General features: G+C 71.2%; 15 protein-coding genes. 11 read left to right on the top strand and 4 right to left on the bottom strand.

Translation table 11 applies throughout. From position 1 onward, the window contains the following. Positions 1-76 precede the first annotated feature (76 nt). The 7 genes from rhaS to sigJ all read left to right on the top strand — a co-directional run bounded on the left by rhaS (position 77) and on the right by sigJ (position 7,175). The gene (gene rhaS, locus ABZ928_RS04860) at positions 77-1,156 is read left to right on the top strand and encodes a rhamnose ABC transporter substrate-binding protein (RefSeq protein WP_361515069.1); all 1,080 of its coding nucleotides are present in this window, start codon (positions 77-79) and stop codon (positions 1,154-1,156) included. Between the two features lie 17 nt (positions 1,157-1,173). After that, positions 1,174-1,494, top strand: coding sequence for an L-rhamnose mutarotase (locus ABZ928_RS04855; RefSeq protein ID WP_361515068.1), 321 nt, complete (start codon positions 1,174-1,176; stop codon positions 1,492-1,494). A gap of 32 nt (positions 1,495-1,526) precedes the next feature. Continuing rightward, positions 1,527-2,939 carry a BNR repeat-containing protein gene (locus ABZ928_RS04850; protein ID WP_361515067.1) on the top strand — a complete coding sequence of 471 codons (1,413 nt, stop codon included), beginning with the start codon at positions 1,527-1,529 and terminating at the stop codon, positions 2,937-2,939. 82 nt (positions 2,940-3,021) lie between these two features. Further along, positions 3,022-4,047: a LacI family DNA-binding transcriptional regulator gene (locus tag ABZ928_RS04845; protein ID WP_361515066.1), complete on the top strand. Its 1,026-nt coding sequence runs from the start codon at positions 3,022-3,024 to the stop codon at positions 4,045-4,047. Positions 4,048-4,150: 103 nt separating this feature from the next. After that, the gene (locus ABZ928_RS04840) at positions 4,151-5,452 is read left to right on the top strand and encodes an alpha/beta fold hydrolase (RefSeq protein ID WP_361515065.1); all 1,302 of its coding nucleotides are present in this window, start codon (positions 4,151-4,153) and stop codon (positions 5,450-5,452) included. Between the two features lie 40 nt (positions 5,453-5,492). After that, complete coding sequence (locus tag ABZ928_RS04835; protein WP_361515064.1) at positions 5,493-6,236, top strand: PIG-L deacetylase family protein; 744 nt, start codon at positions 5,493-5,495, stop codon at positions 6,234-6,236. A 45-nt stretch (positions 6,237-6,281) separates the two neighbouring features. Further along, on the top strand, positions 6,282-7,175 hold the full coding sequence (gene sigJ / locus ABZ928_RS04830; RefSeq protein WP_361515063.1) for an RNA polymerase sigma factor SigJ: 894 nt from the start codon (positions 6,282-6,284) through the stop codon (positions 7,173-7,175). Between the two features lies 1 nt (position 7,176). Here sigJ and ABZ928_RS04825 read toward each other — a convergent pair whose 3' ends face one another. Beyond that, positions 7,177-7,377 (bottom strand): DUF5999 family protein, encoded by a 201-nt coding sequence (locus ABZ928_RS04825; protein WP_361515062.1) that lies wholly within the window; start codon positions 7,375-7,377, stop codon positions 7,177-7,179. Between the two features lie 147 nt (positions 7,378-7,524). On the opposite strand from ABZ928_RS04825, the gene ABZ928_RS04820 reads away from it, so the two are divergent. Continuing rightward, the gene (locus ABZ928_RS04820; protein ID WP_361515061.1) at positions 7,525-8,340 is read left to right on the top strand and encodes a pentapeptide repeat-containing protein; all 816 of its coding nucleotides are present in this window, start codon (positions 7,525-7,527) and stop codon (positions 8,338-8,340) included. 12 nt (positions 8,341-8,352) lie between these two features. Here ABZ928_RS04820 and ABZ928_RS04815 read toward each other — a convergent pair whose 3' ends face one another. After that, a complete protein-coding gene (locus tag ABZ928_RS04815) occupies positions 8,353-9,867 on the bottom strand; it encodes a cytochrome P450 (RefSeq protein ID WP_361515060.1) in 1,515 nt (504 codons plus the stop codon). A gap of 108 nt (positions 9,868-9,975) precedes the next feature. Here ABZ928_RS04815 and ABZ928_RS04810 point away from each other — a divergent pair, with 108 nt between their 5' ends. Then, a complete protein-coding gene (locus tag ABZ928_RS04810; protein ID WP_361515059.1) occupies positions 9,976-10,584 on the top strand; it encodes a TetR/AcrR family transcriptional regulator in 609 nt (202 codons plus the stop codon). Between the two features lie 119 nt (positions 10,585-10,703). Continuing rightward, on the top strand, positions 10,704-11,429 hold the full coding sequence (locus ABZ928_RS04805; protein WP_361516124.1) for a DUF2470 domain-containing protein: 726 nt from the start codon (positions 10,704-10,706) through the stop codon (positions 11,427-11,429). Here ABZ928_RS04805 and ABZ928_RS04800 read toward each other — a convergent pair. Both ABZ928_RS04800 and ABZ928_RS04795 read right to left on the bottom strand, forming a co-directional pair. Further along, the gene (locus ABZ928_RS04800; protein WP_361515058.1) at positions 11,397-12,620 is read right to left on the bottom strand and encodes a lactonase family protein; all 1,224 of its coding nucleotides are present in this window, start codon (positions 12,618-12,620) and stop codon (positions 11,397-11,399) included. The genes ABZ928_RS04805 and ABZ928_RS04800 overlap by 33 nt on opposite strands. Positions 12,621-12,716: 96 nt before the next feature. Beyond that, positions 12,717-13,952 carry an aromatic acid exporter family protein gene (locus ABZ928_RS04795; protein WP_361515057.1) on the bottom strand — a complete coding sequence of 412 codons (1,236 nt, stop codon included), beginning with the start codon at positions 13,950-13,952 and terminating at the stop codon, positions 12,717-12,719. 117 nt (positions 13,953-14,069) lie between these two features. Between ABZ928_RS04795 and ABZ928_RS04790 the strand changes: the two genes are divergently transcribed. Beyond that, positions 14,070-14,672: a TIGR03086 family metal-binding protein gene (locus ABZ928_RS04790; protein WP_361515056.1), complete on the top strand. Its 603-nt coding sequence runs from the start codon at positions 14,070-14,072 to the stop codon at positions 14,670-14,672. The last annotated feature ends 40 nt before the right edge of the window (positions 14,673-14,712 follow it).

Genomic DNA, 14,712 nt, shown 5'->3' with positions numbered 1-14,712 from the left:
CGCGCTGTGGCTGGTCGCGCAGTTCCCCGCGCCCCTAGGTACCTCCACTCGTCCTTCTTTCAAAGGAATCCCCGCCATGCGTAAGTCATCGCTCCGCCGTGCCTGCGCGGCCCTCGCCGCCGGAACCTCCCTCGCCCTGGCCCTCACCGCCTGCGGCGGCACCACCAAGAAGGACGTGGCCGACGAGGGCGCCTCCGCGGCCTCCACCGCCAAGGCCGACCCGAACGCGGCCACCAAGAAGGGCCTGACCGTCGGCTTCCTGCCCAAGCAGGTCAACAACCCCTACTTCACCTCCGCCGACAAGGGCGGCGAGGCGGCCCTGAAGGAGCTGGGCTCCAGCTACAAGGAGGTCGGCCCCTCCAACGCCACCGACACCGCGGGGCAGGTGTCGTACGTCAACACGCTCACCCAGCAGCAGGTCGACGCGATGGCCATCTCCGCGCAGGACCCGGGCGCCCTGTGCACCGCGACCAAGCAGGCCATGAAGAACGACATCAAGGTCGTCACCTACGACTCCGACACCAAGGCCGACTGCCGCAACGCCTTCGTCTCGCAGGCCTCCGCCGAGGACCTCGGCCGCACCGAGGTGCAGCTGCTCGCCGAGCAGATCGGCTACAAGGGCGAGATCGCGATCCTGTCCGCCGCCCAGACGGCGACGAACCAGAACACCTGGATCGACTTCATGAAGGACGAGCTCAAGGACCCGAAGTACAAGGACATCAAGCTCGTCAAGACCGCCTACGGCAACGACGACGCCCAGCAGTCCTTCCAGCAGACCCAGGGCCTGCTCCAGGAGTACCCGAACCTGAAGGGGATCATCTCCCCGACCACCGTCGGCATCAAGGCCGCCGCCCAGTACCTGTCGGGCTCCAAGTACAAGGGCAAGGTCAAGCTGACCGGCCTCGGCACCCCCAACGACATGCGCAAGTACGTCAAGAACGGCACCGTCGACGCGTTCGAGCTGTGGGACCCGGCGAAGCTCGGCGCGCTGGCCGCGCAGACGGCCGTCGCCCTGGTCTCCGGGCAGATCACCGGCGCCGAGGGTGAGACCTTCAAGGCCGGCGGCACCACGTACACCATCGGCAAGGACGGCGTGATCAACCTCGGCAAGCCGACCGTGTTCGACGCCAAGAACATCGACCAGTTCAACTTCTGAGTCTGGAGCGGTACTTCATGCAGCGCGTCTGTTTCCTGCTCAAGGTCCGTCAGGACAAGCTCGACGAGTACCGCGAACGACACGCCGCCGTGTGGCCCGAGATGCTCGAAGCGCTCGCGGCCACCGGCTGGCACAACTACTCGCTCTTCCTCGGAGAAGACGGCCTGCTGGTCGGCTACTTGGAGACCGAGGACTTCCAGGCCGCACTCGACGGCATGGAGGCGACCGACGTCAACGCCCGCTGGCAGAAGGAGATGGCGCCGTTCTTCGAGTCGCTGGACGGCGCCCGCCCCGACGAGGCCATGAAACCGCTCACCGAAGTGTTCCACCTCGCCTGACGTCCCCATCAGGTCCATCAGGAGCCGCCTCAATGAAGAGACGTACCGTCCTCGCCTCGGCGATACTGGCCGCCGTGGCAACACCGGGCATCGCGCGGGCCGCCGATCCCGGCCCCTCCGTCACCCAGACGGGCAGCACCACCCTCGACAGCCAGGCCGTCTTCTTCGTCTCCTACGACGGCCTGGTCAACAACAACTCGTTCCAGAAGAACGGCCTGTTGACCTACAAGGGCTACCAGTACGCCGTCTGGTACACCGCCGACAAGAACGCCGTCGTCGGCCGCCGCGTCCTCGGCGGCAGCACCTGGTCCACCGTCCAGGTCGGTCACACCCTCAAGGCCAGTGACTCGCACAACGTCATCTCCATGGGCGTCTCCAAGGTCGACGGCCGTCTGCACCTCAACATGGACTCCCACAGCGACGGCTTCACCTACGTCAAGTCGGTGGCCGGGCTCATGGACAACCCGTCGGGGCTGAGTTGGACTGCGAGCCGCTTCGGCGCCCCGCAGTCCACGCTGGACGGACTGGCCCTCACCTCCCAGTTCACCTACCCCCAGTTCATCTCCACCCCCGAGGGCAAGCTCCAGCTCAGCTACCGGGTCGCCGTCTCCGGCAACGGCCGCAACGCCCTTGCCGAGTACGACGGTTCGACGTGGACCGCGCTGGGCGAGTGGTCCAGTTCCACCGGTACCTACACCAGCACGCACGGCTCCTCGACCGCCCGCAACATGTATCTGCACGGCATCGACTACGACAAGAACGGCCGGCTGCACTCCTTCTTCACCTGGCGTGAGCAGAACGGCGCCGTGATGTGCTCGTCCGGCGGCATCACCAACCACGACACCGGCTACGTCTACTCCGACGACCGCGGCCGCACCTGGCGCAACAACGCCGGCACCGTCGTCGGCACCACCGGCAGTTCCGACACGGTCGCCGTCACCGACAGCGGACTGGTGATCGACTCGCTGAACCCGGACCACTCCCTGATGAACCAGGAGAGCCAGTTCACCGACTCGTCCGGCCTCCCGCACGCGATCATCAGCTACGTCCCCGGCCGCTTCGGCCAGTGCACGACGAACTACGTCACCGACCGCACCGCCAACGGCCGCGCCTTCCACGTCCGCAAGAACTCCTCCGGCACCTGGCAGAAGACGGAGATCCCGGTCGCCCTCAACTCCAGCCAGCGCACCAAGCTGGTCCTGGACAAGTACGACAACGCGTACGCGATCTTCCCGTTCGGCCGGATCGCGGGCGCCTCCAAGTCGTCCGGATACACCGACTGGACCCTGCTGTACGACGGCAGCGGGCTGAACGCCTTCGGTGAGGTCGTGATCGACGAGACGCGCGTCGCGCAGGACAACGTGCTGTCGGTGCTGTACCAGGAGAAGTCCAGCGGTACGACCCCCTCGGCCCTGCACGTCGTCGACTTCGCGCTTCCCGCCTGACCGAAGTCGCCTTACCCGGGCGGCGTGCCGGTAATGTGAAGGCCGGCCCGCCGCCCCTTGTTCACCTGGAGGTTCCTGCCCGATGGCCCAGTCGGTGGGTATCAAGGACGTCGCCCGCGCCGCCGGAGTCTCCGTGGGCACGGTGTCGAACGTGATCAACCGCCCGGACTCCGTCGCCACCGAGACCCGCGCCCGGGTCCTGTCGGCGATCGACCGGCTCGGCTACGTCCGCAGCGAGTCCGCGCGCCAGCTGCGCGCCGGCCGCTCCCGGATCATGGGGCTGCTCGTCCTCGACATGGGCAACCCGTTCTTCGTGGACGTCGCGCGCGGCGCCGAGCGGGCCGCCCGGGACGCCGGGCTCGGTGTGATGGTCTGCAACAGCGCGCAGAGCCCCGGCGAGGAGGCCGAGTACCTCTCCCTCTTCGCCGAGCAGCGGGTCCGGGGCGTCCTGCTCACCCCCGCCGACGCGACCGGCCGCAACATCGAGTCGTTCCGGCGGCACGGCATCCCCTTCGTCCTCGTCGACCGGGTCGCCGAGGGCACCACGGAGTGCTCGGTCTCCGTCGACGACGTCGCGGGCGGCGCCCTGGCGGTACGGCACCTCATCGACGCCGGACACCGCAACATCGCGTACGTCAGCGGCCCGCCCGGCTTCAACCAGGTCCGCGACCGCCGCACCGGCGCCCTCAACGCCCTCACCGAGGCGGGCCTCGCCCCCGACGTGCTGCGCGAACTGCCCACCGAGCGCCTCGACGTGGCCGCGGGCCGCGACGCCGGCGCCCGCCTCCTGGGCCTCGCCGACCGCCCCACCGCCGTCTTCTGCGCCAACGACCTCCTCGCGCTCGGCGTGCTCCAGGCCATGTACGCGGCCGGGATAAACGTCCCCGACGACCTCGCCATCGTCGGCTACGACGACATCGAGTTCGCCGCCGCCGCGGCCGTCCCCCTCACCTCGGTCCGCCAGCCCGCCGTCACCATGGGCGCTCTGGCCGCCGAGCTGCTGCTGGAGGAGACGGAGGCGGAGACCGCGCCCAGGCGGCACGAGCACCGGCGGGTCGTGCTCCAGCCGGAACTGGTCGTACGCCGCTCCAGCCTCTCCGCCCGCTGATTCGTCGTTCAGTCCGATTTCATGATCCCGGGGATCGGATATCGGACGGACTTGTGCTGAACTGGGACGCGCTCGTAAACATCCGTCCGTCCCGGGAGCCCTGTTGACCGCGACCTACCGCCAGCCCGGCGTCGTCCTCACCGACCGCCGCTTCACCGTGCCCCTCGACCACGCCGACCCCTCGGGGGAGACGATCGAGCTCTACGCCCGTGAGGTGGTCGCCAGTGACAAGGCGCGGCAGCCCCTGCCGTGGCTGGTCTACCTCCAGGGCGGCCCCGGCTTCGGGGCGAACCGTTTCGTCGGCAAACCCGCCTGGCTCGGCCGCGCCCTCAAGGAGTACCGCGTCCTGCTCCTGGACCAGCGCGGCACCGGCCACTCCACGCCCGCCAACCGGCAGACCCTCCCGCTGCGCGGCGGTCCCGCCGAACAGGCCGACTACCTCACCCACTTCCGCTCCGACTCGATCGTCCGTGACTGCGAGACGATCCGTGCCCAGGTCACCGGCGGCGCCCCCTGGACCGTCCTCGGCCAGAGCTTCGGCGGCTTCTGCGCGGTCAACTACCTCTCCAGCGCCCCCGAGGGCCTCACCGCCGCAGTGATCACCGGCGGCCTGCCCTCCCTGCACGCGCACGCCGACGACGTCTACCGCGCCGCCTACCCGCGCATCGAGCGCAAGGTCGCCGCGCACTACGCCCGCTACCCGCAGGACGTCGAGCGGGCCCGCCGGATCGCCGACCACCTCCTCCACCACGAGGTCGTCCTCCCGAACGGCTACCGCCTCACCGTCGAGGCCTTCCAGTCCCTCGGCATCCTCCTCGGCGGCGGCGAGGGCAGCCACCGACTCCACTTCCTCCTCGAAGAGGCCTTCGTCCGCACCCCGCAGGGCCCGGCCCTCTCCGACGCCTTCCAGGAAGAGGTCCAGGGCCTCCTGTCGTACGCCGGCCACCCGCTCTACGCCCTCGTCCACGAGGCCATCTACGGCCAGGACAACCGCCCCACCGCCTGGTCGGCCGAGCGCGTCCGCTCCGAGTTCCCCCAGTTCGACGCGGCGAAGTCCCTCGCGGGCGAGGGCCCGGTCCTCTTCACCGGCGAGTCGATCCACCCCTGGATGTTCGACACCGACCCGGCCCTGCGCCCCCTGCGCGAAACCGCCGAACACCTCGCCACCCGCACCGACTGGACCCCGCTCTACGACAGCGCCCGCCTCGCCGCCAACGAGGTCCCCGTCGCCGCGGCCGTCTACCACGACGACATGTATGTCGACACCACCCACTCCCTGGAGACCGCGCGTGCCATCCGGGGCCTCCGCACCTGGGTCACCGACGAGTTCGAGCACGACGGCGTACGGGCGGGCGGCCCGCGGGTACTGGACCGCCTGCTGGCGTTGACGCGCGACGAGGCGTAATCCCGGTGGCGATGTCGGCGCCGCGGACTAATGTGCGGGCATGACAGAGCCGATGATCACTCAGCTCCACCCCATGCCCGAGGACTGGCAGCGCGCCCTCGCGGTCGTGGCCCATCCGGACGACCTGGAGTACGGCTGCTCGGCCGCGATCGCCGCCTGGACGGACGGCGGCCGCGAGGTCGCCTACGTCCTGGCGTCCCGAGGCGAGGCCGGTATCGACACCCTGGAGCCGTCGAAGTGCGGCCCGCTGCGCGAGCAGGAGCAGCGGGCCAGCGCGGCCGTCGTGGGCGTGTCGACCGTCGAGTTCCTCGACCACAAGGACGGCGTCATCGAGTACGGCCTCGGCCTGCGCCGCGACATCGCCGCCGCGATCCGCCGGCACCGCCCGGAGCTGGTCATCACCCTCAACCACCGCGACACCTGGGGCGGCGTCGCCTGGAACACCCCGGACCATGTGGCGGTGGGCCGGGCCACCCTGGACGCGGCCGCCGACGCGGGGAACCGGTGGATCTTCCCGGAGCTGGTGGAAGCCGGCCTGGAGCCCTGGAACGGCGTCCGCTGGGTGGCCGTGGCGGGTTCCGGCACACCCACGCACGCGGCGGACGCGTCGGCCGGACTGGAGCGCGCGGTGCGCTCACTGCTCGAACACCGCACCTACATCGAGGCGTTGACCGCCGAGGACCCGGAGACGTACGCCCGTGGATTCCTGACCGGCAACGCCACCGCGACGGGGGAGCGGTTCGGCGGGAAGCCGGCCGTGGCCTTCGAAGTCTTCGGCAGATGACGATCACAGATAACGATCACAGGTAACGATCTCTTGGGGGAGCAGATGAGCGGCACGGACGTCCTGGCGGACCGCTTCGAGGAGCACCGGGGGCATCTGAAGGCGGTGGCCTACCGGATGCTCGGTTCGCTCGCCGAGGCGGAGGACGCCGTCCAGGAGACTTGGCTGAAGCTGGAGCGCACGGACGCGGAGGAGATCCGGAACCTGGGTGGCTGGCTGACCACGGTGGTGGGGCGGGTCTGCCTCGACATGCTCCGCTCCCGGACCTCGCGCCGCGAGGACCCGCTGGACGACACATACGTGCCCGACCCGGTGATCACTCCGCTGTCCCGGATCGACCCGGAGCAGGAGGTGCTTCAGGCCGACTCGGTCGGTCTCGCCCTGCTGGTGGTCCTTGAGACCCTGGAGCCCGCCGAGCGGCTGGCGTTCGTGCTGCACGACATGTTCGCGGTGCCCTTCGACGACATCGCGGAGATCGTGGAGCGGACCCCGGCGACGACCCGGCAACTGGCCAGCCGCGCCCGGCGCCGGGTGAAGGGCGCCACCCCGTCGGCCGAGCCGGACCTGGGCAGGCAGCGGAAGGTCGTCGACGCCTTCATGAGCGCCGCCCACCACGGCGACTTCGAGGCGCTCCTCACGGTCCTGCACCCGGAGGTCGCGCTGCGGGTCGACTCCGGTGCGCTGGTCGGGGGTGCGGCGGCGTCGAAGCTGGTGCGCGGGGCGCGGGCGGTGGCCGAACAGGCCCTGCTGTTCCGCCAGTTCGTGCCGCTCGCGCAGTACGTGCTGGTCAACGGCGCGGTCGGGGTGCTCAACGCCTCCGAGGGACAGGCCCTTTCGGTCATGGGCATCACCGTCGTGGACGGCCGCATCACCGAACTGCACATCCTGGCCGACCCGGAGCGGCTCGCCGCTCTCGACCTGCCGGACCTGGCGGGCTGAGTCAGGCCGCGATCACCAGCGTGCCGACCGGACGGAGCGGGCTCACCACCCGCCCGTCCGGGAGGAGTTCACCGGTGTCGTCGAAGACGATGGTGCCGTTGCACAGCAGATGCCAGCCCTGTTCGGGGTGGGACGACACGATGATCGCGGCGTGGTGGTCCGTGCTGTCGGCGGTGGGGCACGCGGGCTGGTGGCTGCACATGGTGTCTCTCCACGGTCTTGGGCGGGGTTTGCTCCTGGTTCCGTCGGCCTGCGTCTCAGTGGTAGCCGACTTTGTTTTCTCTTGTATGTGGAGACCCACACAGGGCGAGAAATTCATCGGTGAGCTTCGTTCCGTATCCTGGACACCATGCAAGATCACATAGCCCTGCGCGGCGACTGCGCGAACTGCTTCGGGCTGTGCTGCGTCGCGCTGCCCTTCGCCGCCTCGGCGGACTTCGCCGTGGACAAGCCGGCGGGCAAGCCGTGCGCGAACCTCCGGGACGACCACCGCTGCGGCATCCACGCCCGGCTGCGGGACAAGGGCTTCACCGGCTGCACGGTCTACGACTGCTTCGGCGCCGGGCAGAAGGTCTCCCAGGTCACCTTCGGCGGCCAGGACTGGCGCACCGGTCCGCGTGAGCACGCCCGCCGCATGTTCGACGTCTTCCCGGTGGTACGGCAGCTCCACGAACTGCTCTGGTACCTCACCGAGGCCCTCACCCTGCCCGCCGCCCGCCCGGTCCACGCGGACCTGCGCCGCATGCTGGAGCGGACGCAGGAACTCACGCTGGGGACAGCGGAGGAACTGGCCGCCCTGGACGTGCCCCGACACCGTCAGGAGGTCAACGTGCTCCTGCTCAGGACCAGCGAACTGGTCCGCGCGGGCACCCGCGGCAAGAAGAAGGACCGCCGCGGCGCCGACCTGATGGGCGCCGGCCTCAAAGGCGCCGACCTCCGCGGTGCGAACCTCCGCGGCGCCTATCTGATCGCCGCCGACCTCACGGGCGCCGACCTCCGGGACGCCGACCTGATCGGCGCCGACCTGCGCGACACCGACCTCACGGACGCCGACCTGACCGGCGCGTTCTTCCTGACCCAGCCGCAGCTGAACGCGGCGCGGGGCAGCGCGGGCACGAGGCTGCCGGGGGTGCTGACACGACCGGGACACTGGACAGGCCCCTGAGGGCGCGTCGGCTCAGTCACCCGCCCCATGCACCGGGCACCGCAGCTCCGCGCCCGCCGCGTCCCCGTCCGCCGTCGGCGCCACCGTCACTGGCACGCTCCGCCGCTCCAACCGCAGCCGCAGCCCCTCCGGCATCAGTGTCAGCCGCTCGGTCACCTTGAGCCGGTAGTCCGGGTCGGCCCCCAGCTCGTAGCGCCGTAGCAGCAGGCCCAGGACAAGCGTCGCCTCGTGCAGGGCGAACTGGCGGCCGATGCAGGCCCGCGCGCCCGTCCCCCACGGCTTGAAGGTGTGCGGGGCACGTGTGCGGACGGCCCGGGGGTCGAAGCGGTCGGGGTCGAAGCGTTCGGCGTCCGCGCCCCAGACCGAGGGATCGCGGTGCAGCATGGGCGTGAGGACCAGGGTCCACGCACCCCGTCGCATCGGATGCTCCCCGGCCAGCACGGTGTCCTCGCGGGCCTCCCGGGCGAAGGCGGGCGCCGTCGGCCACAGCCGCAGGGACTCGTCCAGGACCCGGCGGACATAACGGAGTTTCGCCACCTGGTCGTACCCGGGCACCTCCGTGTCGCCCCACACCCGGTCCACCTCGGCACGCGCGCGTGCGGCGACGTCCGGGTGCCGGGAGAGGTAGTGCAGGGCGAAGGAGAGCGCCCCCGAGGTGGTCTCGTGACCGGCGACCAGGAAGGTGATCACCTGGCGCCGGACGTTCTCGGCCGAGAGCCGTTCCCCGGTCTCCGGGTGGGCCGTCTCCAGCATCCGGTCGAGCAGGTCGCCGTTCCCGCCGCTCGTGCCCTGACGCTCCCGGACCAGATCGTCGACCGTACGGTTCAGATAGGCGATGTCGGCCTCGTTGCGCCGCGCCGCCTCCCGCAACAGCCCCGCCCAGGGCGCGGTGTTGAGCCGCTGCGCGTAGGTGAGCGTGCCGACCATCGCCGACACGAACGGATGCGGCCGGTCCCGTTCGAAGGAACCGAAGTCGTGCCCGAACCCGGTCCGCGCGATCGTCTCCAGCGTCAGCTTGGTCATGTCCCCGGGCACGTCCACCGCGCGGCCCGCCGCGAGCTCCCGGTCCCAGTGGTCCGTGAGCCGCTCGGCGACGGCCAGCATCATCGGGTGGTAGCCCTCCATCGCCTCCCGGCTGAAGCCCGGCGCCAGCACGTCGTGCGCCAGCTGCCAGTTCGGCTCGTGGTTGTACGCGGTGAACAGCCCGTCCCCGGCGACCGGCCGCAGATTGGCGATCCCGAGCCCCACGTGCTTCGCGAAGCGTGTCTCGTCGGCGAGGTCCGCCGCGAGGTCCGCGCCCCCCACGAACACGAACTCCCGGTTGAAGATCTTGCGCCGGTAGATGGGCCCCAGCAGGGCGGCGTACTTGAGGGAGTCCTGGAGCGGGGTGCGCCTGTTCGCGCCGAGCACGTCCCCGATCAGCGGGATCCGGCGCGGCGGATGCGGGATGCGGCGCAGTTCGGGCCAGCCCTGCTCGGCGCCGCGGAACCCCTTCGGCAGTCCCGTTCCGGCCGTGGTGTCCGTCATACCGCCATCTCCCTTGATCCACCCGCGGGTTGAGCGTGTTGTACGTGGGTTCAATAGCGGGTTCAAGTCTGGTCCCGCTGTTGAACCCACGTCAAGTAAAGTGCGGACATGGCCGCCAAGCAGGGCGAACGCACACGCCGTCGGCTCAGCACCGAGGAGCGCCGCGAGCAGCTCCTCGCGGTCGGCGCGCGGCTGTTCTCGGAGAGTCCGTACGACGACGTGTGGATCGAGCGCGTCGCCGAGATCGCCGGGGTCTCGCGCGGGCTGCTCTACCACTACTTCCCGACCAAGCGGGACTTCTTCGCGGCGGTCGTCGAGCGGGAGAGCGGGCGGATGCTGCGGATGACCGCGGCCGTGCCGGGCGTCCCGGCGCGGGAACAATTGTCCGCCGGGCTCGACACGTTCCTCGGCTACGTCGAGTCGCACGCGCACGGATACCGCGCCTTCCACCGGGCCGACGCCGCGGGGGACCAGACCGTGCGCAAGGTCTATCAGCGGGCGCTGGCGGCGCAGGAGCGGCAGATCCTCGCGGCGCTGGCCGCGGACCCGGAGTTCGGTGCCGTCTTCGAGGCGCGCGCCGATGTCGTGCTGGCCGTGCGCGGCTGGCTGGCCTTCACCACCGCCGTCTGCCTGGAGTGGCTGCGGGGTTCCGAACTCACCAAGGAGCAGGTGCGCGACCTGTGCGCACGCGCCCTTCTGGGAGTCATCGCGCCTTGAGCGCCGCTCGTGCGCGCCGAAAGGGAACCGTAAAGGCCCGGGGCGCTGGTTGGCGTACGCCGGGATCTTCGATAGGTTAGGCAAGGCTTACCTAAGGAGGTTCTGGGATGGGTGCTGGGATGGATGACGGCCAAGGCTGGACGGCGGCGCCTGCCGCGGCGGAGCGGGCGCGCTCGATGCTCGCCACCGCGTGGTCCTGCGCGGTGACCGCGGACGGCGGGCGCGAGGAGTACGTCGGCGCGCACACCGTCACCGAGGACGGCCGGGTGCTGCTGGAGGTGCCCGAGGACAGCGCCCTGCTCACGGCGGCGATCTGCGCGCCCCGCGGAGAGCCGTCCGCCGTGCTGGAGTTCGCGGACGTCTCGCCCGTCCCGGTGCGCAACCGGATCCGCGCCCGCCTCTGGCTGGCCGGCTGGTTCGCCCCCGAGGACGGGAAACTGGCGTTCAAGGCGACCCGCGTGGTGCTGCGCCAGCCCTCCGGCGCGGTCGTCATCGACCTCGACGAGTTCGCCGGCGCCGCCCCCGACCCGCTGGCCACGGCCGAGGCACGGCTGCTGACCCACCTCGCCGACTGCCACGCCGACGCCGTCGAACGGCTCACCCGGCTCGTCGAGCCCGACAGCCTCCACGGCGCCGTCAAAGTGCAGCCCCTCGCCGTCGACCGGCACGGACTGACCCTGCGCATCGAACGCACCCGCGCCCACGGCGACGTACGCCTGCCCTTCCACCGGCCCGCCGACGACGTCGCCCAGCTCACCGAGCGGATGCACGTCCTGCTCACCCAGGCCGGCTCCGCCTCCTGCCCGCGCGCCCTACAGCGGCAGCGCACAGACGGCGACGGGTGACGCGAACGGCTCGCCCGCGAGCCGCAGTCTCCCGCTGTCCGGGTCCACATGGAACACGCACACCGAGCTGGACCGCTGGTTCGCCGTGAACAGCAGCCTCCCGTCCGGCGACAAGGCGATCTGCCGCGGGAAGTCACCCGGGATCGGCACGGTGTCGAGCAGCCTCAACCGGGCGCCGTCCGCCTCGACCCCGTACCGCGTGAGGCTGTTGTCGCCCCGGTTGGCGAGATAGGCGTACGACCCGTCCGGCGTCACCAGGAGCTGCGCCGGGTAGCTGGTGCCGGGACCCGTTCCCGTGGACTGCGCCGCGCCGACGGTGAGGCGGCCGGTCCGCGCGTCGTACGCGCAGACGGCGACCGTGTTGTCGGCCTCGTTGGCCAGATAGGCGTACCGGCCACCGGGGTGGAAGGTCAGATGGCGCGGTCCCGCGCCCGGCCGGGTCCGCGCCCGCGCGACCTCGGTGAGCCGTCCGCTCCGCTCGTCGAGCCGGTAGCTGTACACGGTGTCCGTGCCCAGGTCGACGGCGAGCACATGACCGCCGTCCGGACTCGTGACGACCTGATGGGCGTGCGGGCCCTCCTGGCCCGGACCCGGGTCCGGCGAGGAGTGCACCACGAGGTCGGCGCGCCCGCCGATCGCCCCCGAGGCGTCCAGCGGATGCACGGCCACGCTGCCCGAGGCGTAGTTGGCGCTGAACAGCCACCGCCCGCCCGGATGCACCGACACATGACAGGGCGCACCGCCACCGGTGCTCCGGCTCCCCAGCACGGTGCGGTCGGACAGCCGTACGGCGGTCACGGCGCCCTGCGACCGCTCGTTCACCGCGTAGAGCGTGTGGCCGTCCGGATGCAGGGCGAGATACGAGGGGTCGTCGACGCCCTTGAGAGTCCCGCCCTCGCTCACCTTGCCCGACTCCGGGTCGTACGTGGCGAAGCCGATGCCGGAGCCGCCGTTCTCGGCGGAGGTGTAGGTGCCGAGGTGGAGGGGGCGGGGGCCGGTGGGGGTGGAGGTGGGTGAGGTGCTGGGGGTGCTCGGTTCGGGCGCCCGGGCCGCCGGTGGCTCCGAGGTCGTAGGAGGCGCTGAAGGCGCTGACGTCGTCGGGTCTGGCGACTCACCGCAGCCCGCCGCCGCGGCCGCCGTCCCCGCGAGGGCGCCGACGAAACGCCGCCTGCTCCAGTCGCCCCTGCCCATGCACGCACCTCGGGTGATCGGTTGCCTCGGCCGCCACCACCTTGACGTGGACCACCCCTCAGGTGCAAACGCCGGTGCCCCTCGGCGGTGACCACGTCACCTGGAGCGACCGGCGAACGCGGGACGGTTCCTGCGGAGCGTCTCCCGCAGCCGGTTCAGCCGTGGCATGCGCTCGCGCTGCTCGCGGGACGTGCGGTCCAGTTCCTCCAGCAGGCGGCGCGAGCGGTGCTCGGTGTCGAGCTCGTCGAGGATGCGGTTGACCTCGGTCACCACGGCGCCGTACAGCTGCCACTGGCCGGCGTCGCGCTGGACCTCCTCAAGGAGCAGCTGGGCGAGCTTGTCGCGGGTGGCCGTGGCCTGGCGGAGCTGGGAGGCGAGCCGTTCCTCTGCGGACTCGGCGCTCACCGTGACGTCGGTGGTGACCAGGACCGCGAAACTGACCACGGCGTCGGCGATCTCCGACAGCAGCCGCTCCACGGCGGCCCCCGACTGCGGCGCGAACAGCGGCTCGGGGTCGCGTTCCTTGGCGAGGTCGGTGAGCGTGCGCGCGAGCACCCGCAGGACGACCGTGCAGATCTCCAGGGTGTCAAGGCCGGTGCGCAGCACCACCCGGTGCAGCAGCCCCTCGCGCACGCGCGGGTTGAGCCGCAGACTGTCCTCGGCCTGCTTGAGGGCCGCGTCCACCTCCACGATGTCGTGGTCCAGGCGCCGCGCCTCGTGCAGCCGCTCGGTGGCGCGCTCGACGGGCGTGCGCCCCGCCGCCTCCTCGCCCATGAGCAGCATCAACTGCCGTACCCGGCGGGCCAGTCCCTCGATCGACTCGCCCGCCTCGTCCACCCACACCGGCGGCGCGAACAGCAGGTTGAAGGCGAGCCCCACGACCGCGCCGATCAGCGTCTCCACCACCCGCGCCCAGGCGTAGTCCCCGACCGCGGTGACCCCGAGGACCAGCATCGCGCTGATCGCGACCTCGGGCACGTACTCGTCGACCCTGACCAGATGCCCCACCCCCAGCGAGGCCAGGATCAGCAGCGCCAGGCTCCACCAGGTCAGACCGACCAGCAGACTGAACGCGATGGCCACGAGGACCCCGGCCACCACGGAGTTCACCCGGCGGATGCCGTTGGTGAGCGTGGCGTAGAGGGTGACCTGGACGACCAGCAGCGCGGTCAGGGGCGCGGTGAGCGGGGCCGCCTCGGGACTCAGGCGGAGCGCGATGACGTACGCGATCGTCGCCGCGGCCGCCGACCGCAGCGTCTGTACGACCACAGGGTCCCTGCGTCGCTTCACGAAGCGCACGAGGGACGCCGTCCACTCACGTACATCTCGCATCCTCAGGCTGTCCCTTTTCCACAGTTCCACAGTTCCACGCATTGCGGACGGTAACTGTCCGCAACGACGCCTAGATTGTTCGCACAAAGCGGTCGACGGCAAGAGGGGGGAACAGTGATGGCGGACACCCGAGAGTTCCAGGTGCTCACCGAGGCGCACGGCTACCTGCGCGAGGTGGTCGCGGCGGTCCCGGCAGGGGCGTGGGGAGCGCCGACGCCGTGCACCGAGTGGACGGCCCGGCAGGTCCTCAACCACGCGCGGATCGACCAGCAGGGCTACGGCCTCGCGATCACCGGCGGACGGCCCGACTCCGACCCCTTCGCACCGGCCGACGCGCTCGCTCCGGACCCGGTGGCGGAGCTGGACGCGGCGCTGGGCCTGGTGGCGGGGGCGTACGCCGCTCTGCCCGCCGGCGCGGACGAGGTGCCCACGCCGCTGGGCCCGCTGCCCCGGCGGCTGGCCGCCGCCGCGGCCGCGATGGACGCCGCCGTGCACGCCTGGGACATCGCGGTGGCGACGGGACAGGACCGGCCGCTGACCGAGGAACTCGCGGAGGACATCTGGCCGCTCGCGGAGCGGCTCGTGGATCATCTCCGGGACTCCTACGGGGTGTTCGCCCCTGCCCGGAAGACACCGGACGACTCCGGCCGCGCCGACGCGCTCCTCGCCTTCCTCGGCCGCGACCCGCACTGGCACCCGGGGGTTTCCCGCACCCCCTGACGGAGGACAGCCGGATGGCCCCCGCCGGGCCCGGCGGGAA

It is taken from the genome of Streptomyces sp. NPDC046909, from assembly GCF_040644695.1.
In the GTDB taxonomy this organism is placed as follows: domain Bacteria; phylum Actinomycetota; class Actinomycetes; order Streptomycetales; family Streptomycetaceae; genus Streptomyces.
Note: the sequence above shows the minus strand (reverse complement) of the source record. Positions and strands in the feature narration are given on the sequence as shown.